At 67.8% G+C, this 22,908-nt stretch carries 11 protein-coding genes and 1 pseudogene; 8 read left to right on the top strand and 4 right to left on the bottom strand.

The genetic code is table 11. The annotated features are described in order from the left end of the window. Positions 1-124: 124 nt before the first annotated feature. A complete protein-coding gene (gene galE, locus BUE42_RS06095; RefSeq protein ID WP_073463723.1) occupies positions 125-1,138 on the bottom strand; it encodes a UDP-glucose 4-epimerase GalE in 1,014 nt (337 codons plus the stop codon). Between the two features lie 103 nt (positions 1,139-1,241). Between galE and BUE42_RS06090 the strand changes: the two genes are divergently transcribed. The 6 genes from BUE42_RS06090 to aspS all read left to right on the top strand — a co-directional run bounded on the left by BUE42_RS06090 (position 1,242) and on the right by aspS (position 7,928). Next, positions 1,242-1,775, top strand: a complete 534-nt coding sequence (locus tag BUE42_RS06090; protein ID WP_073463722.1) for a hypothetical protein — start codon at positions 1,242-1,244, stop codon at positions 1,773-1,775. Then, entirely contained in the window at positions 1,772-3,319 is a 1,548-nt protein-coding gene (ubiB, locus tag BUE42_RS06085; protein ID WP_073463721.1) for a ubiquinone biosynthesis regulatory protein kinase UbiB, read from the top strand. Before BUE42_RS06090 ends, ubiB begins: the two co-directional genes overlap by 4 nt. 83 nt (positions 3,320-3,402) lie before the next feature. Continuing rightward, a complete protein-coding gene (locus BUE42_RS06080; RefSeq protein ID WP_073463720.1) occupies positions 3,403-4,866 on the top strand; it encodes a high affinity choline transporter 1 in 1,464 nt (487 codons plus the stop codon). A gap of 81 nt (positions 4,867-4,947) precedes the next feature. Then, positions 4,948-5,298, top strand: coding sequence for an FmdB family zinc ribbon protein (locus tag BUE42_RS06075; RefSeq protein WP_073463719.1), 351 nt, complete (start codon positions 4,948-4,950; stop codon positions 5,296-5,298). Next, complete coding sequence (locus BUE42_RS06070; RefSeq protein WP_083613911.1) at positions 5,295-5,996, top strand: DUF502 domain-containing protein; 702 nt, start codon at positions 5,295-5,297, stop codon at positions 5,994-5,996. Before BUE42_RS06075 ends, BUE42_RS06070 begins: the two co-directional genes overlap by 4 nt. 135 nt (positions 5,997-6,131) lie before the next feature. Beyond that, positions 6,132-7,928 (top strand): aspartate--tRNA ligase, encoded by a 1,797-nt coding sequence (gene aspS, locus BUE42_RS06065; protein ID WP_073463718.1) that lies wholly within the window; start codon positions 6,132-6,134, stop codon positions 7,926-7,928. A gap of 31 nt (positions 7,929-7,959) precedes the next feature. On the opposite strand, the gene BUE42_RS06060 is transcribed toward aspS, so the two are convergent. Both BUE42_RS06060 and BUE42_RS06055 read right to left on the bottom strand, forming a co-directional pair. Beyond that, positions 7,960-11,589, bottom strand: a complete 3,630-nt coding sequence (locus BUE42_RS06060) for a fibronectin type III domain-containing protein (protein WP_083613910.1) — start codon at positions 11,587-11,589, stop codon at positions 7,960-7,962. Positions 11,590-11,868: 279 nt separating this feature from the next. Next, a complete protein-coding gene (locus BUE42_RS06055; RefSeq protein WP_073463716.1) occupies positions 11,869-16,722 on the bottom strand; it encodes a beta strand repeat-containing protein in 4,854 nt (1,617 codons plus the stop codon). 228 nt (positions 16,723-16,950) lie between these two features. Here BUE42_RS06055 and BUE42_RS31475 point away from each other — a divergent pair. Beyond that, a pseudogene (locus BUE42_RS31475) lies at positions 16,951-17,148 on the top strand (aspartate--tRNA ligase); the annotation flags it as partial. A gap of 52 nt (positions 17,149-17,200) precedes the next feature. Here BUE42_RS31475 and BUE42_RS06050 read toward each other — a convergent pair. Further along, the gene (locus BUE42_RS06050) at positions 17,201-21,760 is read right to left on the bottom strand and encodes a beta strand repeat-containing protein (RefSeq protein WP_073463715.1); all 4,560 of its coding nucleotides are present in this window, start codon (positions 21,758-21,760) and stop codon (positions 17,201-17,203) included. 304 nt (positions 21,761-22,064) lie between these two features. Between BUE42_RS06050 and BUE42_RS06045 the strand changes: the two genes are divergently transcribed. Next, complete coding sequence (locus BUE42_RS06045) at positions 22,065-22,862, top strand: CsgG/HfaB family protein (protein ID WP_073463714.1); 798 nt, start codon at positions 22,065-22,067, stop codon at positions 22,860-22,862. The last annotated feature ends 46 nt before the right edge of the window (positions 22,863-22,908 follow it).

Genomic DNA, 22,908 nt, shown 5'->3' with positions numbered 1-22,908 from the left:
GAAACCGGCGAGCGGCACGGCGTTTCGACAAGCTCAACGCGACCCTTCGACAGGCTCAGGGCGAGCGGAAATGGGCTTCGACAGGCTCAGCCCGAACGGGAATCAAGTCGGCCCGAACGGCGTATCACTCGAACCCGCGCGGATTCCCGCTCTGCCACCGCCACGCATCCACGCACATCGCGTCGATGTCGCGCGTCGCCGACCACCCGAGCAGCTCGCGCGCCTTCGACGGATCCGCATAGCAGGCCGCCACATCCCCCGGCCGGCGCGGCACGATGCGGTACGGAACCGCCTTGCCGCTGGCCCGCTCGAAGGCCTTCACCACCTCCAGCACGCTGTAGCCGCGCCCTGTCCCGAGGTTGACCGTCAGCGACTTCTGCTGCGCCAGCAGGTAGCGCAGCGCCGCCACATGCCCGTCGGCCAGGTCCATCACATGGATGTAGTCGCGCACGCCGGTGCCGTCGGGCGTGTCGTAGTCGTCGCCGAACACCTGCAGGAACTCGCGCTGGCCGACCGCCACCTGCGCCACGTACGGCATCAGGTTGTTCGGCACGCCGCGCGGGTCTTCGCCGATGCGCCCGCTCGGGTGTGCGCCCACCGGGTTGAAGTAGCGCAGGAACGCGATCTGCCAGGCCGCGTCGCAGCGCGCCAGCTCGCGCAGCAACTCTTCGCCGAGCAGCTTGGTGGTGCCATAGGGGTTGGTGGCCGACAGCGCCGAATCCTCCGTGATCGGCAGCCGCTCGGGCTGGCCGTAGACGGTGGCCGACGAGCTGAACACCAGCCGCTTGCAACCGTGGTCCTGCATCACCTGCGCCACATTGATCAGCCCGCCGATGTTGTTGCGGTAGTACTCCAGCGGCTTCTGCGCCGATTCGCCGACCGCCTTGTGCGCCGCGAAATGCACCACCGCGTCGATGCGGTGCTGGCGGAACACCGCGTCCATCGCCGCGCGCTCGCAGACATCGGCCTCGATGAACACCGGCGTGCGGCCGCCCAGTTCGGCCAGCCGGTCCAGCACGATGCGTGAACTGTTCGCGAAGTTGTCGACGCCGACCACGTCGAAGCCGGCAGCCTGCAGCGCAAGCCAGGTGTGGGAGGCGATGTAGCCGGTGGCACCGGTCAGCAGGATCGTGGGCATGGGATCGTTCGTTCTGCGCAGGGCGACGGATCATAGGTTGCAGGGGCCGCGGCGAGAGCCCCCGGGATGGAGGGCACCGGTGCCGCCACCTACAATCCCGCGCATGCTGAATGCCTTCTTCGCGTCGCTAGGCGCCGGTGCGCTGGAGCGCATCACCCTGTTGCTCAACCACGTGATCGCGTCCGAGACCGTCGCGACCGATCGCCTCAAGCCGCACGCCGGCCGCAGCGTGCAGCTCACGCTGACCGGCTGGCCGTCGATGCTGCCGGCACCGCCGCAGATCGCGTTCCGCGTGACGCCGGCCGGGCTGCTCGAATGGTGCGGCGAGGAGCCGCCCGCCAACCCCGACCTCCGATTGACCCTCGACGCCTCGAACCCGGCGCGGCTGGCCGCCCAGTGGTTCAGCGGCGTGCGCCCGAAGGTCGGCATCGAGGGCGATTCGGCCTTCGCCGCCGACGTCAGCTGGCTGATCGACAACCTGCGCTGGGACCTGCAGGACGACCTGGCCAAGATCATCGGCCCGGCCCCCGCGCACGAGCTGTCGCGTTTCGCCGCGATGGTGGCCGGCGGCCTGCGCGAGGCGGTGCACGTGCTGCAGAGCCTGGTCAATCGCAACGGGGGCGGCACCCCCCGATGAGGCACCTGCTTCGCCTGCTGTTCATCGGCTTCATCGTCCTGCGCTACGGGCTCGACGAACTCGCACTCTCGGGCTTCCGCCAGCGCTGGGTGCGGCTGCTGGTGCGCGTGATGACGCTCGGCCGCCGGCTGCATGCGCCGCGCGGCGTGCGGCTGCGCGAGGCGCTGGAGCGGCTCGGGCCCATCTTCGTCAAGTTCGGCCAGGTGCTGTCGACCCGGCGCGACCTGCTGCCCGACGACCTGGCCGACGAGCTGGCCCGGCTGCAGGACAACGTGCCGCCGTTCCCGGCCGTGCTGGCGCGCCAGCTGGTCGAGCGGGCCTACGGCCGGCCGATCGAGGACATCTTCGCGAGCTTCGAGGCCGAGCCGGTGGCCAGCGCGTCGATCGCGCAGGTGCACTTCGCGACGCTGAAGAGCGGCCGCCAGGTCGCGGTGAAGGTGCTGCGCCCCGGCATGCTCGCGGTGATCGAGGACGACCTGACGCTGCTGCGCAGCATCGCGCGCTGGATCGAGCGCCTGTCGTCGGACGGCAAGCGCCTGAAGCCGCGCGAGGTGGTGGCCGAGTTCGACAACTACCTGCACGACGAGCTCGACCTGGTGCGCGAGGCCGCCAACGCCGCGCAGCTGCGCCGCAACATGCAGGGCCTGAACCTGGTGCTGGTGCCCGAGATGGTGTGGGACCTGTGCACCACCAGCGTGATCGTGATGGAGCGCATGTACGGCGTGCCGATCAGCCAGTCGCAGCGGCTGCGCGATGCCGGCGTCGACATCCCGAAGCTCGCGCGCGACGGCGTGACCATCTTCTTCACGCAGGTGTTCCGCGACGGCTTCTTCCATGCCGACATGCACCCCGGCAACATCCAGGTGAGCCTCGACCCGAAGACCTTCGGGCACTACATCGCGCTCGATTTCGGCATCGTCGGCACGCTGACCGAGTTCGACAAGGACTACCTCGCGCAGAACTTCATCGCGTTCTTCCGCCGCGACTACAAGCGCGTCGCCGAGCTGCACGTGGAGTCGGGCTGGGTGCCGTCGACCACGCGGGTGGACGAACTCGAAGGCGCGATCCGCGCGGTCTGCGAGCCGCACTTCGACCGGCCGCTGAAAGACATCTCGCTGGGCCAGGTGCTGCTGCGGCTGTTCCAGACCTCGCGCCGCTTCAATGTGGAGATCCAGCCGCAGCTGGTGCTGCTGCAGAAGACGCTGCTGAACGTCGAGGGCCTGGGCCGCCAGCTCGACCCCGAACTCGACCTGTGGAACACCGCCAAGCCTTTCCTCGAGCGCTGGATGAACCAGCAGGTCGGCTGGCGCGGGCTGCTGCAGAACCTGAAGAAAGAGGCGCCGCGCTACGTGCAGCTGCTGCCCGAGCTGCCGCGCCTGCTGCACCACGCGCTGCAGCAGCCGCGCGGCACCGAGCCGAGGCTGCTCGAGGCGGTGCTCGCTGAGCAGCGGCGCACCAACCGGCTGCTGCGGGCGATCATCTACGGGGCGGTGGGGTTCGTGCTCGGCCTGGTCGCGACGCAGGTGATGACGCACTGGCGGTAACCCGGGTCCCGGATGCCATCCGGGCCCGGCACTTGCATGGATAATCTCGCCCGCCTCCAACCCCGCGCCGCGCGCCCAGGTCGATGAACACCACCCTGATTTCCTTCGTCGTGCTGTATCTGCTGGGAACCCTGGGCCTGGGCGTCTGGGCCGGCACGCGCATCAAGACCACCCGCGATTTCGCGATCGCCGGCCGCAGCCTGCCGCTGATCATGGTGGTCACCACCACCTTCGCCACCTGGTTCGGCGCCGAAACCGTGATGGGCATCCCGGCCAAGTTCGTGCAAAGCGGCCTCGGGGCCATCGTCGAAGACCCGTTCGGCGCCGGTACCTGCCTGGTCCTGGTCGGCCTGTTCTTCGCGACCAAGCTCTACAAGCAGAACCTGCTGACCATCGGCGACTTCTATCGCAAGCGCTACGGCAAGGGCGTCGAGGTGTTCTGCTCGCTGGCCATCATCCTGAGCTACCTCGGCTGGGTGGCGGCGCAGATCACCGCGCTGGGCGTGGTCTTCTCGGTGCTCACCAACGGCGCCATGTCCGAAACCGCCGGCATGATCGTCGGCACGCTCGCGGTGCTGATCTACGTGGTGGTGGGCGGCTTCCTGGCGGTGGCCTGGACCGATTTCATCCAGATGATCGTGCTGGTGATCGGCCTGAGCGTCATCGCGGTGTTCGCGAGCGACCTGGCCGGCGGCACCGACAAGGTGTTCGCGCTCGCGCAGCAAAAGGAGCTGTGGCACTTCCTGCCGGCGCCCAGCTTCACCGAGATCGCGATGTTCGTCGGGGCGGGCCTCACGATGATGCTGGGCAGCATTCCGCAGCAGGACGTGTTCCAGCGCGTGATGTCGGCCCGCAGCGCCGAGACCGCCCGCAACGGCGCGGTGATCGGCGGCGTCAGCTACATCCTGTTCGCGTTCGTGCCGATGTTCATCGTCGCCTGCGCCGTCATCGTGATGGGCGAGAACGCGCTCGACCTCGCGAAGAACGACTACCAGCGGCTGCTGCCGGTGTTCGTGCTGACCAAGATGCCGCTGCTGATGCAGATCCTGTTCTTCGGCGCGCTGCTGTCGGCCATCAAGAGCACGTCGTCGGCCACGCTGCTGGCGCCCAGCACCAGCTTCGTCGAGAACATCCTGAAGAACCTGCGCCCCGGCATGAAAGACCGCGAGCAGCTGTTCGCGATGCGCTGCACCATCGTCGTGTTCGCCGCGCTGGTGCTGGCCTACGCGATCGCGATGAAGGGCACGCCGATCTACGACCTGGTCTCGGCGGCCTACCAGATCACGCTGGTCGGCGCCTTCGTGCCGCTGGTGATGGGGCTGTACTGGAAGCGCTCGACGACGCAGGGCGCCATCGTGTCGCTCGGCGCCGGCATCGCGGTGTGGCTGGTGTTCTTCCCGCAGATCTCCAGCTGGGGCGAGCACTTTCCGGGGCAGCTGGCCGGCCTGATCGCCGCGTTTGCGGGCATGATCGTGGGTTCGCTGGCACCCCAGGTGCTGCAGAACCGGAGCGAGCCGCGCCACCACATGGCGGGCTCGAACGGCTGAGCGCCGGGGTCTGCCAGCGCGGGCCCCGAGGGCAAAGCCGGGGCCACCTATAATTTCGTGTTTTGAATCAAAGGCTTAGCCATGCCTATCTACGCCTACCGGTGTGCGGCCTGCGGCCACGCCAAGGACGTCCTGCAAAAGATCTCCGACCCCGTGCTCACCGTGTGCCCGAACTGCGGGGCCGAGGCCTTCCAGAAACAGGTCACCGCCGCCGGCTTCCAGCTGAAGGGCTCGGGCTGGTACGTCACCGACTTCCGCAACGGATCGACCCCGCCGGCCAGCGGTGCTGCCGCGTCCGGTGGTGACAGCAAGGCGGCCGACACCGGCACCGCCAAGACCGAAGGCGCCGCCGCGCCGAAGGCCGATGCTCCCGCCGCGGCGCCGCCGGCGGCCACGCCCGCCGCCCCGCCGAAGCCCCAAGGAACCCAGTGAAGAAATACCTGATCGCCGGCCTGCTGGTCTGGCTGCCGCTGGCCGTGACCATCTGGGTGCTGCACTCGGTGCTGGGCCTGCTCGACGACGTGTTCGGCAGCCTGGTCTCGGCCTCGCAGGCGGTGCTGCCCGAGGCCGCGCGCCAGCCGCTGACCGACCTGCGCAACATCCCGGGCCTGGGCATCGTGCTGCTGATCGCCGGGCTGCTGCTCACCGGCATGTTCGCCGCCAACATGTTCGGCCAGTGGTGGCTGACGCAGGCGCACCGGCTGCTCAACCACATCCCGATCGTCAAGTCGATCTACAGCTCGGTGAAGCAGGTCTCGGACACGCTGTTCTCGAGCAGCGGCAATGCCTTTCGCGAAGCCGTGCTGGTGCAGTACCCGCGCACCGGGTCGTGGACCATCGCGTTCGTCACCGGCCGCCCCGGCGGCGAGGCGGCCACGCACCTGAGCGGCGACTACCTCAGCGTCTACGTGCCGACCACGCCAAACCCGACCTCGGGCTTCTTTTTGATGGTGCCGCGCGCCGACGTGGTGGTGCTCGCAATGAGCGTCGACGAAGCGCTGAAGTACGTGATCTCGATGGGCGTGGTGGCGCCGCCGATGCCCACGCCGCCGCTGGTGATGTCGCAAGGGACGCCGCAAGGAGCGCCGCAAGAGACGCCCCCGGACGAGCCGCGAAATCAGACCGGTTGAGCGCCTGGCAGCCGCTCAACCGGTGCGCACCCCGCGGGGCTTGCAAGCGCGCCCGCCAACGCCTACCACCTTGATGATGCCGACGCGCGCTGCGCGCAGCGCGCCGGCCACGATGACCGATTCCGGAGAAGACACATGAGAACAACGTATTGCGGCCTCGTCAGCGAGGCACTGATGGGCCAGACCGTCACCCTGATGGGCTGGGCCCACCGCCGCCGCGACCATGGCGGCGTGATCTTCATCGACCTGCGCGATCGCGAAGGCCTGGTGCAACTGGTATGCGACCCCGACCGCGCCGAGATGTTCAAGGCGGCCGAGGGCGTGCGCAACGAGTTCTGCCTGAAGATCGTCGGCAAGGTGCGCCCGCGCCCGGCCGGCACCGAGAACAGCAACCTCACCAGCGGCAAGATCGAGATCCTGTGCCATGAGCTCGAGGTGCTGAACCCGAGTGTCACGCCGCCGTTCCAGATCGACGACGACAACCTGTCGGAGACCACGCGCCTGACGCACCGCGTGCTCGACCTGCGCCGCCCGGCGATGCAGAAAAACCTGATCCTGCGCTACCGCGTGGCGATGGAGGTGCGCAAGTTCCTCGATGCCAACGGCTTCATCGACATCGAGACCCCGATGCTGACGAAGAGCACGCCCGAAGGCGCGCGCGACTACCTGGTGCCGAGCCGCGTCAACGAAGGCATGTTCTTCGCGCTGCCGCAGAGTCCGCAGCTCTTCAAGCAGCTGCTGATGGTGTCGGGCTTCGACCGCTACTACCAGATCACCAAGTGCTTCCGCGACGAAGACCTGCGTGCCGACCGCCAGCCGGAATTCACGCAGATCGACATCGAGACGAGCTTCCTGACCGAGGAAGAGATCCGCGGCATGTTCGAGGGGATGATCCGCAACGTCTTCCGCACCACCATCGGCGTGGAGCTGCCGGTGTACCCGGTGATGACGTATGCCGACGCGATGTTCCGCTTCGGCTCCGACAAGCCCGACCTGCGCGTGAAGCTCGAGTTCACCGAACTCACCGAGCTGATGAAGGACGTCGACTTCAAGGTGTTCTCGGCGCCGGCCAACGCGGTCGACGGCCGCGTGGTGGCGCTGCGCGTGCCGGGTGGCGGCGAGATGAGCCGCGGCGAGATCGATGCGTACACCGATTTCGTGAAGATCTACGGTGCCAAGGGCCTGGCCTGGATCAAGGTGAACGACGCCGGCAAGGGCCGCGAAGGCCTGCAGAGCCCGATCGTGAAGAACCTGCACGACGCGGCGATCACCGCGATCATCGCGCGCACCGGCGCGCGCAACGGCGACCTGATCTTCTTCGGTGCCGACAAGGCCAAGGTCGTCAACGACGCGATCGGCGGGCTGCGCGTGAAGATCGGCCTCAGCGAGTTCGGCAAGAAGAACGGCCTGTTCGAAGACAAGTGGGCACCGCTGTGGGTGGTCGATTTCCCGATGTTCGAGTACGACGACGACGGCGAGCGCTGGAACGCGGTGCACCACCCGTTCACCGCGCCGAAGGACGGCCATGAAAACTACATGGACACCGACCCGGGCAAGTGCATCGCCAAGGCCTACGACATGGTGCTCAACGGCTGGGAACTGGGCGGCGGCTCGATCCGCATCCACCGCGCCGAGGTGCAGAGCAAGGTCTTCAGCGCGCTGAAGATCGGGCCGGAAGAGGCGCAGCTGAAGTTCGGCTTTTTGCTCGACGCGCTGCAGTACGGCGCGCCGCCGCACGGTGGCCTGGCCTTCGGGCTCGACCGCCTGGTGACGCTGATGACCAAGGCCGAATCGATCCGCGACGTGATCGCGTTCCCGAAGACGCAGCGCGCGCAGGATCTGCTGACGCATGCGCCGAGCCCGGTGGATGAGAAGCAACTGCGGGAGCTGCACATCCGGCTGAGGAATCCGCAGGCGACGCAGGCGGGATGAGCAAAGGGTGCGGCCCCGGAGGGCCGCGCCGCTATTCCGGGCAACTTTCCCATCCGCTCCCGAAGCCGCTTTCGCCAGAGGTTTTTCGCGTCAGCGTGGTGGTGGGGCCATCGCCCACGGCATTGGAGGCGTACACGGTCATGGAGTATTCCGTGTCGTAGGCGAGGCCCGTGAACGTGGTCTGTCCCGGTGTCGTCGTGCCGTAGGTCTTGACCAGGGCGCCACTGGCGTTGTTGACCTGGAGCTTCGCGACGTACCCCGTGACGGCGGCTGCGCCGTTGTAGGTTGGTGCAGAGAACTTGAGCACGATACGGTTTCTGCTGCAGACGTAGGCGCTGACCGACGTCACAACGCTTGGCTGAGTCTTCGCCGTCAACGCAACGCCACCAGCTGCAGCGCTGTCGCCGCCGACGTTGTGAGCCGTTGCCCAGCAGCTGTAGCTGACGTTGTTGGCCAGCCCGGCAAGGGTCGCCGGGCCCGCTGCCGCCAGCGTGACCGGCGTGACGCCGGCCTGGCCGGCGGCGGCGCAGCCGAGGTCATAGCGGCTGATGGCTCGGCCGCCGTTCGATGCCGGCGCCGTCACCGTGAGCTTCAGTTTGGCATTCGCTGCGGACGAATAGTCACTTGCCGTCGCGTCGGTGACGAGCGCGGGCGGGCCGATCACGCTGACGGTGAGACCCGGTGCGTCGGGTAGCGTGTACGGGCTCAGCTGCAGCTCGGCCGACGGAGAACTTGCCGCTGAATGGCTGTTCTTCGCCGTGACGCTGCACCGGTAGGTCGCGCCGTTCGTGAGTGGCGACACGACGATCGGACTCGCGCTGCCGCTGACGATCTTCTGGTCGACCGCGTTGGCGATGTTGGTGCAACTGGCGTTGTAGATCAGGCTGCTGCTTGTGTCGCCGGTGGACGAGGAAGCAGCGAAGGCGACTGTCACCGCCTGGTTTCCGACGGAGCTTCCGTTGCCTTCGCTCAGCACGGTGGGGGTGGTCGGTGCCGTGTACGGTGTGGCGCTGGCGTTGACGGAGGCCGAACTCCTGCTGTTGGTGGCGACGGCGGTGCAGGTGTAGCTGCTGCCGTTGGCGAGCCCGGTCAGCGAGACGATGAACGGGTCTGTGTCGGTGGCGACGGTGGCCGTGATGCCGGCGCTGGTGCTGGTGTTCTTGCAGCTCGCCGAGTAGGCCGTGTCGGCACCGTTGCCGGCCGGCTTGCCGAACTTGAAAGTCAGTGCGCCGTCGCCGATGACGGTGTTGCCGGCGGCATAGGTCGGTGCGGCAGGTGCCTTGTTCGGCGTGGCACTGGCGCTGGCAGACACCGAGCCCTTGCTGTTGGTGGCAGTGGCTGTGCAGGTGTAGCTGATGCCGGTGAGCAGGCCGGTGAGCGATGCGGAGAATGGGTTCGCCGCGAGGTTCAGGCCGCTTGGCGACACCGGAGTCTGTGTCGCAGTCTGCTTGCACGCCACCGCGTAGCTGACGTCGCTCAGATTGGCGGCCGGCTTGCCGAACTTGAAAGTCAATGCGCCATCGCCGATGACGGTGTCACCCAGCGTGAAGGTCGGTGCGATGGGCAGCGATGCATTGGGGGTCGCAACGAGGCTGGCCGTGCTGCTTCCGGCACCGTTGGTGGCCATCAACGCGCAGCTGTAGCTGACGCCGTTGCTCAAGCCGACAACGATGATGGAGCGGCTGCCGGTGCTCTCGGCAAGGACGGACTTGCTCGTACCGTTGCTGTCGCTGCAACGGGCGGCATAGCCGGAGATGTCGCCGCCGCCGTCGCTCGCGGGCGCACTGAAGCTGAGCGTCACGCTGCCGTCGCCCGGCTGGGCGGCGAGCCCCTGGACGGGATCCGGAATGGTCAGCGGCCTGACGGGCAGCGCGTTCGAACTTTCGCTGCTTCCGACGGCGTTGGTGGCCGTGAGCGTGCACGCGTAGCGCGTGCCGTTCGTCAGTCCGTCGACCGTGATCGGCGAAGCCGTGCCCGAAGCGGGGTGAAGGTCGCAGCTCGCGTCGTAGCGGATGATCGGCGAGCCGTTGTCCGAGCGCGGCGTGAACCGCAGCACGGCGGACGCATTCGCGGGCTCTGCATACAACAACTCCGGCGCCTGCGGCACGGCGGGTCGCGGCGTGACGTCCAGGCTCAGCGACGGCAGGCTGTCGCCACTCGCGTTGCGTGCCGTGACGCTGCAGTCGTAGAGGCGACCATTGGAGAGGCCGCCGACGGTGATCGGCGAACCTGCGCTCGTGGTGCTGAAGCTGGCCTTCGGCAGATCGCGTGTCGTGCAGGCGGCGGTGTACGAGAGGATGGACGCGTCCGGGGCATTCGGCGCGAAGTTCACGATCGCCAGCGCGTTGCCGGCAGTCACGCTGGCGAGCGAGGGTGCGGCAGGCACCGGATCGACGCCCGGGATCGGCGTGCCGGTCGACAGCACGGGCGTGACCTGCATCGCCGGCGTCGATGCCGGGCCGCTGCCGGCCGCGTTGCTGGCGGTGACGCTGCAGCTGTACGTGCTGTCGTTCGCCAGACCGGCGATGACCACCGTGCCTGCGGTGGCGGTATCGACGCTGGCTTCATGCAGTCCGGCCACGCACCGCACCTGATATGCCGTGATGGTCGCCCCGCCGTTCCACGAGGGTGCATCGAACGACACGGTGGCAGCGCCGCTGCCGGGCGTCGCCGAGATCCCCCGTGGTGCATCCGGCACCGTTCGCGGTGTGGCCGTCACGCCGGCAGACGCGTCGCTCGCGCCGGCGGCGGTGTTGGTCGTCACGCTGCAGGCATAGGGCATGCCGTTCTGCAATCCCGGGACGAACACCGGCGAAGCGCTGGACTCGGCTGTCACCACGACACCGGTCGCCGAACACGTCGCGCGGTAGGTTGCCAGCGGGGCCATGCCGGCAGGGGGCTCGAAGCTCACCGACAGGGCGCCGTCTGATGGTGCAGCGCCGAGGATGGTCGGCGTGTCGGGGCGGGTGGCTGGCGGTGCATCGGGTGCTGCCGGGATCACCTCGACCTGCACCGAAGCCGGGCTGTCGCCGACGCTGTTCGTTGCGACGACGCTGCATGCATAGCGCTGGCCGTTGCCCAACCCCGGGACGGTGATGGGGCTGGCCGTGCCGGTGCTGTAGGCGTTGAGTTCGGTTCCCTGGCACGTGACGGTGTACGACGACACCGTAGCGACGGGCGCCGAAAAGCTGACGATGACCGACGCATCGGCGCCCGTGGCCTGCACGTCGGTGGGTGCAGCGGGTACCTGCGAAACCGGGGCGGCCGCGGTGGGTGTCACCTGGACCGGCTGTGAGGTCGCGCTGGCGCCGCTGGCATCGGTGGCGGCCACGGTGCACGAATAGGCGAGATCGTTGGTCAGGCCGGTGACCTGCATCTGTTCGGTGCCGGTTGCGTGCGACACCATGCTGACCGTCACCTGTGAGTTGTCAGCGCTGCAACTGACGTGGAAGAGCAGGTCGGTCCGCGGCACGGTGACGGTGAAACTCAGCGTCGCCGAGGCATCGCCCGGGATGGCCTGCAGGTTGAGCGGTGCGCTCAGGCTCGCATCACCGACAGCCCCGTCTGCACTGCCGTCGCCTCCGCAAGCCGCCAGCAGCATCAGGGGGAAGCCAAGCCATGGCGCAAGGGTGCGAGCTGGAGAAAGCGATGCTGTGGTCATGTCCGATCCCTGGGTTGCGGAGGGATGCGAGCTTGGCGGTCAAATATGGAGACTCTGTGCAGACGGCGGTGTGACAGCGTTGGCGATGCCCGATCGCGCGCAGGACCTGCTGACGCATGCGCCGAGCCCGGTGGATGAGAAGCAGCTGCGGGAGCTGCACATCCGGTTGAGGAATCCGCAGGCGACGCAGGCGGGGTGAATGAAAAACACCGCCGGGGAGGGCGGTGTCCTGGATGGCGTGCTGCGGTTACTCTCGTGCAGAGAATGTGCGGAACTGACTCACAACGACGGGACCGACGTCAGCGCAGACGACAAGCTGCTGACGCCGAGCGAGTTGGTGACCTTCAACGAGCAGAGGTAGCTGCCTGAGGACACTGTCAGCGACAGATGGGCCGTCATCGCCGTTCCGGAGGTGGCGAACGGAGCGGTCGTGTTTCCATTGCCGCAGGTGAGCCAGGCAGTCTGCAGCGTGCCGCCACCGTTGACGGCGCTGCTGGCGACGGACTCGATGCGAACGTCCGCGACGATCTTCCCGCTGGTGGGGGAGTAGGTCGGTGCCTCCGGTGTCGCGGGGCGTCCCGGCGTCACCTGCATCGCCGCCGACGAGGGGCTGCTGCCAATGCCGTTGGTGGCCTTGACGCTGCACGACGCGGTCTGGTTGTTGGTCAGGCCGGTGAATCGGAACGGCGAGGCGGCAGTGCTCTTCTCTACGCCTTGGCAATTGACGGTGTAGGAACTGATGGCGTCTCCGCCGTTCGACGACGGCGCGGTGAACTCGATGTCGGCATAGGTGTTGCCGGGCGTGGCGGACGTGACCGTGGGGACCCCGGGGGCGGTCGGCATCGCGACCGACAGGTGAGGCGAGTACTCAGGCCCCGCAATGCCGCTGCTGTTGGTGGCGTACACCGTGCAGTCGTAGGTCGTTTCGTTGCTCAGGCCGGTGAACACAAGGCTCCCGGGCGAGACCCCGGTGCGGACCACCGGGCTGCTGCTCCCCGCGGCTGTGCAGGTGGCCGTGTAGCTCGCGATCGTGGCGTTGTTCGCGGGTGCGGAATACGTCAGCGTGATCTGGCTCTTCTGGGCGAGTGCGGTGGCGGTCAACGGCGGCAGCGGAACGATGCTCGGTGTCACGTTCGAGCCATAGATCGCCGACGGACCTGTTCCTGCAGCGTTCGATGCCTTGGCGCTGCAGCTGTAGCTCTTGCCATTGGTAAGACCCGTGACGTAGATCGGCGTGCTGAGCTGGTTGATCGTCTTGCTGTCCGACGCGTCGGTGGTCGAGGTGCAGGTGGCTGCATAGCTGCTGATGGCCGCGCCGCCGTTCGAAGCCGGGGCATCGAACGTGAACATGGCTTGGCCGTCCAGCGCCGTCACGCCGAGGTTCTGCACCGTGCCTGGCTTGGTGGCGGGGATGACCGGTGCCGAAGTGGACGCCGGGCCCGTTCCCTTGCTGTTGGTGGCCTTGACGCTGCAGGTGTAGAGCGTGCCATTGGTCAGCCCCGTCACGGTGATCGGGCTGGACGTGCCGTTCACCGGGACCGGGGTGCCGCCCGCGGCGGGGGTGCACGAGGCGGTGTACTGCGTGATGGCGTAGCCGCCGGTGGCGCCGGCTGTGAAGCTCACCGTGGCCGAGGCATTGCCGGAAAGCGCCGCCGCGCCGGCCGGGCTGGCCGGAACCCCCGTGGGTTGCACGACGGAACTCGCAAGCGACGTGGTGGTGCCCTTGGCGTTTGTCGCGCTGACGGTGCAGGTGTAGGAAATGGCGCTGGTGAGCCCGGTGACCGTCGCGGTCGTGGTGCTGCCGGCCTTCGTCACACCGGTGCTCGAACCGACCGGCGTGCAGGTGGCGGCATAGGTGGTGGCGAGATGGCCTTCGGAGCCGGCCGTGTACGTCAGGGTGATCTGGTAGTCGCCCACGCTTGCGGCGGGGGTCGACGGGGTGCCCGGCGCAGAGGTGGTGTAGGGCGTGCCCTTGTTGGCCCCCCCCATGGCCGTGCCCACGCTGTTGGTCGCCGTGCCATAGCAGGTGTATTCGGCGTCGTTGGTCAGTTGCTTGGCGACGACCGTGATGGTCGTGGCGCCCTTGGTGACGACGACATTGGAAACCGGTGGCCCTGCATCCCGTTGGCAAACCGCCCCATAGGTGACATCGGACGTGTTGGTCGGCTTGCTGAACACGAACGTCAGTTGGCCGTCTGCTGGCGTGGTCGACACCGCGACGTCGGGAGGCTGCGGGAGACTGGCGTTCGGTTCCTTGTACGAGGTACCGGTTTTACTGGAGCCGACGTTGTTCGTGGCCGTGACGTAGCAGCCGTAGGTTGTGCCGTTGGTCAGGCCGGGGACGATGAGCGCGTCCGTCGACGTCTGCAGTACGGTGGTGAAGACCGTCGCGGAGCCGGCTGTCGAGCAAAAGCCCTGGTACGCCACGTCGGACAGGTTGTTGTTCGATGTGAAGTACAGGGCCAGCTGCCGGTCGGCGACGCCGATGCTGGTGAGCGTCGGTGAATTCGGCGTACCGGCGTTCGGAATGCCGATCGTCAGCATGCTGTCGCTGGAACCCTTGCTGTTGGTCGCCGTGACGTAGCACGAGTAGGCCTGGCCATTGGTGAGGGCGGTCACCGTCTGCGGGCTGGTGCTGCCGGTCGAGCCGTTGCCGGCGGCCTTGTTGTTGATGAGGCAGGTGGCGGTGTACAGGACATCGCCCAGATTGGCCGTCGGCGGGGTGAAGCGCAGCGTCAGCTGCGCGTTGCCGGTGGTCGCGCCGACGCCGGTAGGAGCCGTCGGCTTGCTCGCATTGGGCACCTTCTTGACGACGGTGCTGGTGCTGCCGGCGCTGTTGGTGACGGTGATCGTGCAGGTGTAGCTCGAACTGTTGGTGAGGTCGCTGACGACGTAGGTGCCGTTGCCGGCCGATGTGCCGGGGCTCACCGCTGCCGTGTCGTCGTTCTTGCAGCTCACCGAGGTCGTGGTGTCGGCACTGTTGCCGGACGACGAAGGAAGCGTGAAGGTCAGCGTGCCGTTGTCGATGGTGGTCGCGATGCTGTCCGGGGCCGGTGCCGTCGGCGCGCTGCCGTTCGGGATCTGGGTGATCGTCGAATAGCCGGAGTCACCCGCCGTGTTGTGGGCGACGACCCAGCAGGTGTAGGTGGAGCCGTTCGTGAGGTTGGGGATGACGATGGACGTCCCGGCCGCACCGATCTGGACGGTCGACGGGTTGCTCGTGCCGAGGCTGCACTTGCCGTCGTAGTGGTCGATGTCCGCTCCGCCGGTGTCGCTCGTCTTGGTGAAGCCGAGGGTCAGCTTGCCGTCGCCGACCGCGGCCTGGACGCTGGTCACCTGGCCGGGGACGGTGCGGGGCTTGACCGGGACGGTGTCGGAGTCGGGGCTGGTGCCCGCGTCGCTGGTGGCCGTGACGTAGCACGAGTACAGCGTGCCGTTGACCAGGCCGGTGACATCGATTGGGCTGCTGCTGCCGTACGCCGGCAGGGTGTCGCCGCAATAGGCGGCGTACGACCTGACCGGCGATCCGTTGTCATTGCCGGGCGTGAAGCTGATCCGGGCGGACTGATCGCGGGGCTCGCCACTCACGCTCGTCGGTCGGTCGGGCACGCCGGCGGCCGGCGTCGCGTACAGCTTGTTGGAAGGCGAGCTGTCGACGGTGTTGTGGGCCACGACGGTGCAGCCGTAGTTGACGTTGTTCGTCAGCTTGGTCACCGTGAGCGACAAGGTCGTGCCGGAGGCGTGGGCGTCGGCTTGCTGGTCGGCACTGCAGGTCGCGATGTAGTAGGCGGCAACGCTGCCCGAGGCCGACGGCACGAAGTTGATCGTGGCGCTTCCGTTGCCGGCGACGATCTCGGTCGCGGTGGGCGCCAGCGGCGCCGTTTCGCCAGCGACGGGGGCGGCCGCCTGCGAGCGCGACGGCGTCACCGTCGTGGCGGCGGCGGGGCCGTCGCCGGCATCGTTGTGTGCCTTGACGGTGCATGTGTAGAGCGTGTCGTTGACGAGGCCGCCGACGATGGCCGAGCCTGGTGCGACCGACTGGGCCGACGACGAACCCGGGCTGCAGTCGATGAGGTACCGCGAGATCGGCGAACCCCCGTCCTTGTCGGGCGCGCCGAACGAGACGGTGGCCGACGTGTCGCCGGCCACTGCCGACACCGTGGTGGGGGCGTTCGGCGTGGTGAACGGCGTGGCGGTGGCCGAGGCCGATTCACTGCTGCGCAAGCCGGCGATGATGGTCGTGACCGTGCAGCTGTGAGCGGTGCCGTTTTCCAGGACGCCGACGGTGACCGGCGAGGCGCTCGACTCGTTGCTGACCGCGACGCCCTTCGCCGTGCAGGTGGCCTGGTAGGTGGCGCCGGCACCGGCGTCGGCCGGCGCGGTGAACGAGACCGAGATGCTCTGGTTGCCCCCGCGGGCGGACACGCCGCTGACGGCGGACGGCGCATTCGGCGATGCGGGCGTGGCGGCGACCGGCGTCACCTTCACCGAAGACGAGGGCGGGCCGTCGCCGATGCCGTTGGTGGCCACGACACTGCAGTCGTAGCTGGGATCGTTGCCGAGGGGCACGGTGATCGGACTGGCGGTCGCGGTGCTGTACCGGTTCACGTCCCCGCCGCTGCAGGTGGCGGTGTAGTTCTCGATCGCAGACCCGTTGTCCGACAGCGGTGCGGTGAACGAGATCGTTGCCGAACGGTCGCCGGCGGTTGCGCTGACATCGCGCGGCGCTTCGGGCACCGAAGCGGGCGTGCTGCCGCTCGGCGTGACCTTCACCGGTGTCGAGGGTTGGCTGGCGGTGGTCGCGCTCAGAGCCGTCACGGTGCAGGTGTAGGTCTGGTCGTTCGTCAGCGACAGCGAGGCCTGCTCGGTGTCGGTGCCGTGCGATGGTGTGGTGAGGCGGACCGGGGCCGTCTGGCCGACGGCGCATTCGGTGAGGAAGGCCGATACGGCGGCCGGGTCGGCGACGCTGAAACTGATGATCGCTGAGCTGTCGCCGGCCTTCGCGCTGAGATCCGTCGGCGCAGCCAGGACCGCTTCGACGATCACGCCGGGCGTTGCCGTGTCGTCGGTGGTGCTGCTGCCTCCACCGCCGCCGCCGCAACCCGCGATGAGCAGGGCGACCAGCAAGGCCATGGCAGGGCGCCAGGGTCGGAATGAGCCGGGACGAACAGTGTTGATGGGGGCCGGATGCGTCATGGCAGTCGTCTACTCCTGGAAAGTGCCGGCCGGCGCGAAGGGTGCATCGGAGGCTGCTGCGGGATCTGTGGAGCTTGCGGACCGAAATTGCAGAACGTGTGCAGATGCGCAAGACATACCAACCGAGCACAAAGTGATACGCATTGGCCGACCCGTGTTCGTGAAGATCTACGCGGTGGCCCGATCCGTATCCACCGCGCCGAGGTGCAGAGCAAGGCCGAGTCGATCCGCGACGTGATCGCGTTCCCGAAGACGCAGCGCGCGCAAGACCTGCTGACGCATGCACCGAGCCCGGTGGATGAGAAGCAGCTGCGGGAGCTGCATATTCGCTTGAGGAATCCGCAGGCGACGCAGGCGGGCTGAATGAAAAACACCGCCCGGGAGGGCGGTGTTCTGGATGGCGGGTCGTCGTCTGTTACTTCGGAACGGCACCGTCCCAGCATGAGACGGCCTTTGGAGCCGTGTCAGCGGTAGGACCATTGCCAATGGCGTTGTGTGCCGATACCTTGACGGTCAGTTTGCCCGCACCACTGCCAATGTCAGTCCATTGCATTGAACCGGCCGCCGCGCCAGTGGTGTTCTGGGTTGTCTTCGAGGTTGTGCTGCCGGTGGCGCTTTGCACGAGGGTTACGGTGAAGTAGTCCACCGCGGCGCCTCCATCCGAACTCGGAAGACCCCAGGAAACGGTCCCATCGGAAATACCTCCTTGCGATCCGCTGCAGGTGACCGTCAAAGACACACTCGTCGGCGCGCCGGGAACGGTAGCCGGCACCGGCAGCCCAACTGTCATCCACGCTTTGGATACTCCCGCCCCTTTTGAGGCCGTGATCCCGCACACATAGACGCTTCCGTTGGCAAGACCGGTGACCTTCAAGGGGCTGGTGGTGCCACTGAAGCCCGTGCCGACCGTCGTGCCGCTCGCCCAGTTGGTCTCGCTGGTTGCGCAGCTCGCCGTGTAGAGCGTGCCGCTCGGGTTGGTCGATGGCTTTGTGAAGTTCAGCGTCACTTGGCCGTCGCCGGGGATCGGCCCTCCCAGCGCTGCCTGGGCCAGCGGGGTCACGCTGGTGCTTGCGGAGGTGACTGACACGTTGGACGAGTTGGTGGCTACGACCGTGCAGGCATAGGCCGTTCCGTTGGCCAGTCCCGTCACCGTCACCTTGCCATCCGAGGCCTTGTCGACGCTCGTGACGCCGTTGCAGCTCCCGGTGTAGGCGACGTTGCTCTCGGCGTTCGGGGAGAAGCTCAGCACGATCTGCGCATCGCCCGCTTGAGCTTGCGTGATGGAAGGCTTCGTGGCCGGTAACGTGAAGGTCGGTGCCGCGTCGGACGTGGTCTTCGCTCCACCGGTGTCGTTGGTGGCCGTGACATGGCAATTGTTGTAGGTCGAGGCGTTGACGAGGCCGGTGACGGTCAGTTGGGTGCTGGACACTTTCGTGAAGCTGTCGCCAGTGACGCAGGTGGCCGAGTAGGTGACACCGCTCTGGGCCGGGCTGAAAGTCAGCGTCACCTGGTTGTTGCTCGGTGACGGGGTCTGGATCGTCGGCTTCGTCGGCGCGGCCGGCAGCGTGAAGCTGGGCACTGCGGTTGTCGTCTTGTCACCGTTGCCGTTGGTGGCCGTCACGCCACAGTTGGCATAGGTGCTGCCATTGACCAGGCCTTTCACCGTCAGGCTGCCGTTGGCATTGGCAGTGAAGCTGTCGCCGGCGACGCAGGTGGCCGAGTAGGTGACGCCGCTCCCGTTGTTCCCGCTGAAGCTCAGCGTCGCGCTCGCATCGCCGGGCGTGACAGTGATGCCGGACGGCGCCGTGGGCTTGGCGACCGACCTGCCGAGGACTCTGTCGGAGGTCGCCGAGCCGGCGTTGTTCTCGGCTTTCAGGGTGCAGTAGTAGTCGTTCCAGTTCGACAGGGTGGTGACCGTGAAGGTCTTTTCGCCGACCGTGATGCTGGAGGGGGGGATGCCATCGCAGGCGGCGCTGTACTTCTCGACATTGAGCGCCGGCGTGAACGAGTAGGTGAGCAGCTTGTCGCCCACCGCCGAAACCGCGATCGTCGGCTTGTCTGGCTTGACGTTCGGCGTCCCAGACACGGTATTCGAGTCGACCGGACCGGCGCCGTTGCGGGCGGTGAGCGTGCAGCTGTAGGAGGTGCTGTTCGTCAGCCCGGTGACGGTGAACGCGCCGTTGGCAATGGCGCCGGCGCTGCTGACGGAATTGCCGCCGCCCGTGCAGATGGCCGTGTAGGTGACACCGGTGACGGTCGCCGGCGTGAAGCTGAAGCCGAGTTGCCGGTCACCGATTGCCGACACCGCGAGCACCGGCGTGGCGGGCAAGGCATCCGGCGTGGCGGCTTTGGGCGTTGCCGTGGCGACGGAGGTCGCGGAGCCGCCGCTGTTGGCGGCCGTCAGCGTGCAGCTGAAGGGCTCGTCGTTGGGCAATCCGGTGACGCTGAAACTGTTCCCGTCGATCGCGCTGCTGTAGCAGGTGGCGGTGTAGGTGAGGCCGTCGACCCGCGTGAACGAGTAGTTCAACTGCCGGTCGCCGACCGTCACCGAGAACTCCGGTACCGCGGGCTTCGCATTGGGCGTGACATGCACGGAGCCTGAATCGCTGTGTTGCGAGCCGAGCATGGCGCGGATCCAGCAGGTGTATGTCGTGCCATTGGTCCCCTTGGCCGTGACCTGGGAGGCCGGGCCGGCGCTGACGTCGATGCCGTCCGGCGAGCAGATCAGCTCATAGGTGGTGCTTGGATCGTTGGACACGGGACGATCGAACGTGACCGTCAGCGTGCCGTCACCGGCACTCTTGCCGAGGTTGGTCGCCGCGTACAGCGGCGCCTCGACGACGGTTGCGGACGGTGTGGCCTTCACGGTGGGGTCGGATGCCACGCTCGGGCCGGCGGTGTTGCTTGCCGTCACCCAGCAGGTGTACTCGCTGTCGTTGCTCAGGCCTGACACCGTGATGCTGGTGTCGGTGGCCGTAGTGGACGGTGCCGTGAAGATGTTGTTGCCGTTCTGGCACCACGCGGTGTAGCCGGTGATCTCCGCGCCGCCTTTGTTGATCGGCTCGGTGTAGGTCACCGTGATCGTCGTGTTGCCCGCCTTCGCCTGCACTGCGGTCGGTGGCTGCGGCACCGTGCGTGGCTTGGCGTTCTTGGTCCCACTGGAGGGGCCGGTGCCGAATGTATTCGTGGCCGTCACCGAGCACGCGTAGATGCTGCCGTTGCTCAGCCCTTTGACCGTCACCGGGCTGGTGGCTGCTGTGCCTGTCTTGTCATCACCGCAGGTGCCGGTGAAGGCGGTCACCGCGGAGCCGCCGTCGGAGTTGGCGGTGAAGACCAGGGTGATCGCAGCATCGCCGGGCGTCGCGTCGATCAGCGTCGGGGCGGCCGGCACCGTGCCGGCCGGCTTCGCGGGCTGCCCTTCCGATGGCGTGCCGCTGCCGTCCCGGGTGCGGGCCGTGACCACGCAGCTGTAGCTGACGCCGTACGACAAGCCGCTGACCGTGATCGGCGAGCTGGTGCCGGTCGCGGTGACGATCGAGTCGGCACTGGTGCAGGTGGCGGTGTAGTCGAGCACCGGCAAGCTGCTGTCGGTGACCGGCGTGAAGCTGATCACTGCGGTGGTGTCGGTCGTGATCACCCGCACATCCTGCGGTGCGTTCGCGACGGTGCCACCGGTCGGGGCCGTCGAGGCGACCGGCGTCACGGGCTGCCCGGCCGATGCCTTGCCGGTGCCGGCGGCGTTGACCGCGGCCACGCTGCAGGTGTACTGCTGGTCATTGACCAGGCCGGCCACGACCACCGAGCCCGCGCTGGTGGCATCGCCCGTCGCCGTCTGCGTGCCCCCCGTGCAGGTCGCGTGGTAGCCGGTGATCGTCGAGCCGCCATCGGCGGGCGTCCCGGGCGAACCGGCCGGCGCGGTGAAGTTCAGCGTGGCGATCCTGTCGCCGGCGCTGACCAGCGTGAGCGTCGGCGCTTCGGGCACCGTGCGCGGCACGACAGTCATCGCGTTGGACGGATCGCTGGTGCCGGCGGTCGTCGTTGCGGTGACGGTGCAGCTGTAGGTCGCACCGTTCACCAGCTGCGGCACCGTGATCGGGCTGCCGGCCGATTCGACGCTGACGACGCTGTCGTCTTTCGAGCAGGTCGCGTGGTACAGCGTGCCCGATTCGGTGGCCGAGCCGAGCGAGCGGCGCTTGGCGGCGCTGGCGCCCACGCTGGTCTTGTTGAACTCGACGACCGCCGAGCTCGGGGCGCCCTTGACGGCGCTGATCGTCGGTGCCGCTGGTGCGCCGGCGGTGGCCGCAGCCTTGGCCAACGGTGTCACCACCGACGTGGCCGACGGGGTGCCCAGGCCTTGTGCATTCACGGCAGTGACCGAGCAGGTGTAGGCCACGCCCTCGGTCAGCCCGAGCACGGTGATCGGGCTCGCGACGGCATAGCTGTAGGCGGTCTTGTCGCCGACGCAGATGCCGACGTACGAACTGACGGCGGAGCCGCCCGAGACGCTGGCCTCCGAGAAACTGATCACCACCGAGGTCGGCGCGGCGTCCATGTGCAGTGCGCTGGGGGCGTCGGGGGTGCCGTTCCCCGTCGACGGGTCGGCCGTGGGCTGCACCGGACTCGACGCGACGCCGGCACCGCTGCTGTTGATCGCACTGACCGTGCAGGTGTAGTTCTGTGGGTTGGTCAGGCCGGTCACGGTGATCGTGTCGGTGGCCGTGCCGTGCGAGGGGCTGCGTGCCGTGACCGTCGGGCCGCTGCCGGTGCAGACCGCTTCGAAGGCCGTCACGTTCTGCGGATTCGCCACCTTGAAGCTCAGCACGATCGCGTCGTTGCTGGAAGTGGCCGTCAGGTCGGTGACCGCGGCCGGGACCGCTTCGACGATCACGCCGGGCGTGGCCGTGTCATCCGTGGTGCTGCCGCCTCCACCGCCTCCACCGCAACCCGCGATGAGCAAGGCGACCAGCAAGGCCATGGCAGGGCGCCAGGGTCGGAATGAGCCGGAGCGAACCGTGTTGATGGGGGCCGGATGCGTCATGGCAGTCGTCTACTCCTGGAAAGTGCCGGCCGGCGCGAAGGGTGCACCGGAGGCTGCTGCGGGATCCAGGGAGCTTGCGGACCGAAATTGCAGAACTTGTGCAGATGCGCAAGACATGCCAACCGAGAACAAAGTGCTACCAATTGGCAGACCCGCAACTGAGGGGTGCCTGCCTGATGCCGGGTGTTGCGCTGGCATGATCGATGTCTTGCTTGGTATAGATAGCTTGGAAAGGCTCCGCATGAACCGTGTCACCGTTGCATCAGGACTGGTGCTGGCATTGATCGTTGCCGGCTGCGGCAAGCAGGGCGCTCAGCTCGGCGAAGGCGGTTCGGTGGTGACCGGCTCGGCCGGCCCCGCCGGTGCGCAATCGGCGGCGCGCGAACTGGTGAGGTGCGATGCGCCGGTGGCGACGCTCGCGCTGGTCGAGAACCCGAACGGCTACACGATGGTGTCGGGCTACAACCTGCCGCAGTCGCCGGTGCCGCTGATCCGGCTGCTGGCGCAGCAGAGCGGGTGCTTCCGCGTGGTGGATCGCTCGGCCGGCCTGCGCGCCACGGTGCAGGAGCAGGAGCTGAAGAACGCCGGCGTGCTGCGCCAGAACGGCACGGTCGCCAAGGGCAAGGGCTACGAGGCGCAGTACTCGCTGACGCCCAGCCTCACCTTCAGCGAGCAGAATGCCGGCCGCGAGATCGGCGGCATCCTCGGGATGATCCCGGTGCTGAACAAGTTCGTCGGCATGGCCGACAGCGTGAAGCTGAAGGAAGCGCAGGTCGCGCTGCTGCTGACCGACAACGAGACCACCGAGCAGCTGGCCGCGTCGACCGGTTCAGTGCGCGTGACCGACCTTGGCATGGGCGGCCTGGTGCTCGGCAAGCTGGGCGGCGCGGCCGGTGCCGGCTGGAGCAACAGCAACGAGGGCAAGGTGATCGCCGCCGCGTTCCTCGATGCGCACAACCACCTGGTGACGCAGGTGCGCCTGCTGCAGAGCAAGGAGCTGCCGCCGGCGGTGGCGGTGAAGGCCGGCGCGAAGGGGTGAATCCGGGTCGCGCCGCGCGGGCGTTTGCCCGACCCGGCGGCGAGGC

The organism is Rhizobacter sp. OV335 (assembly GCF_900142965.1).
In the GTDB taxonomy this organism is placed as follows: domain Bacteria; phylum Pseudomonadota; class Gammaproteobacteria; order Burkholderiales; family Burkholderiaceae_C; genus Rhizobacter.
The sequence above is the reverse complement of the archived record's forward strand: the minus strand, read 5'-3'. Positions and strand labels throughout refer to the sequence as shown.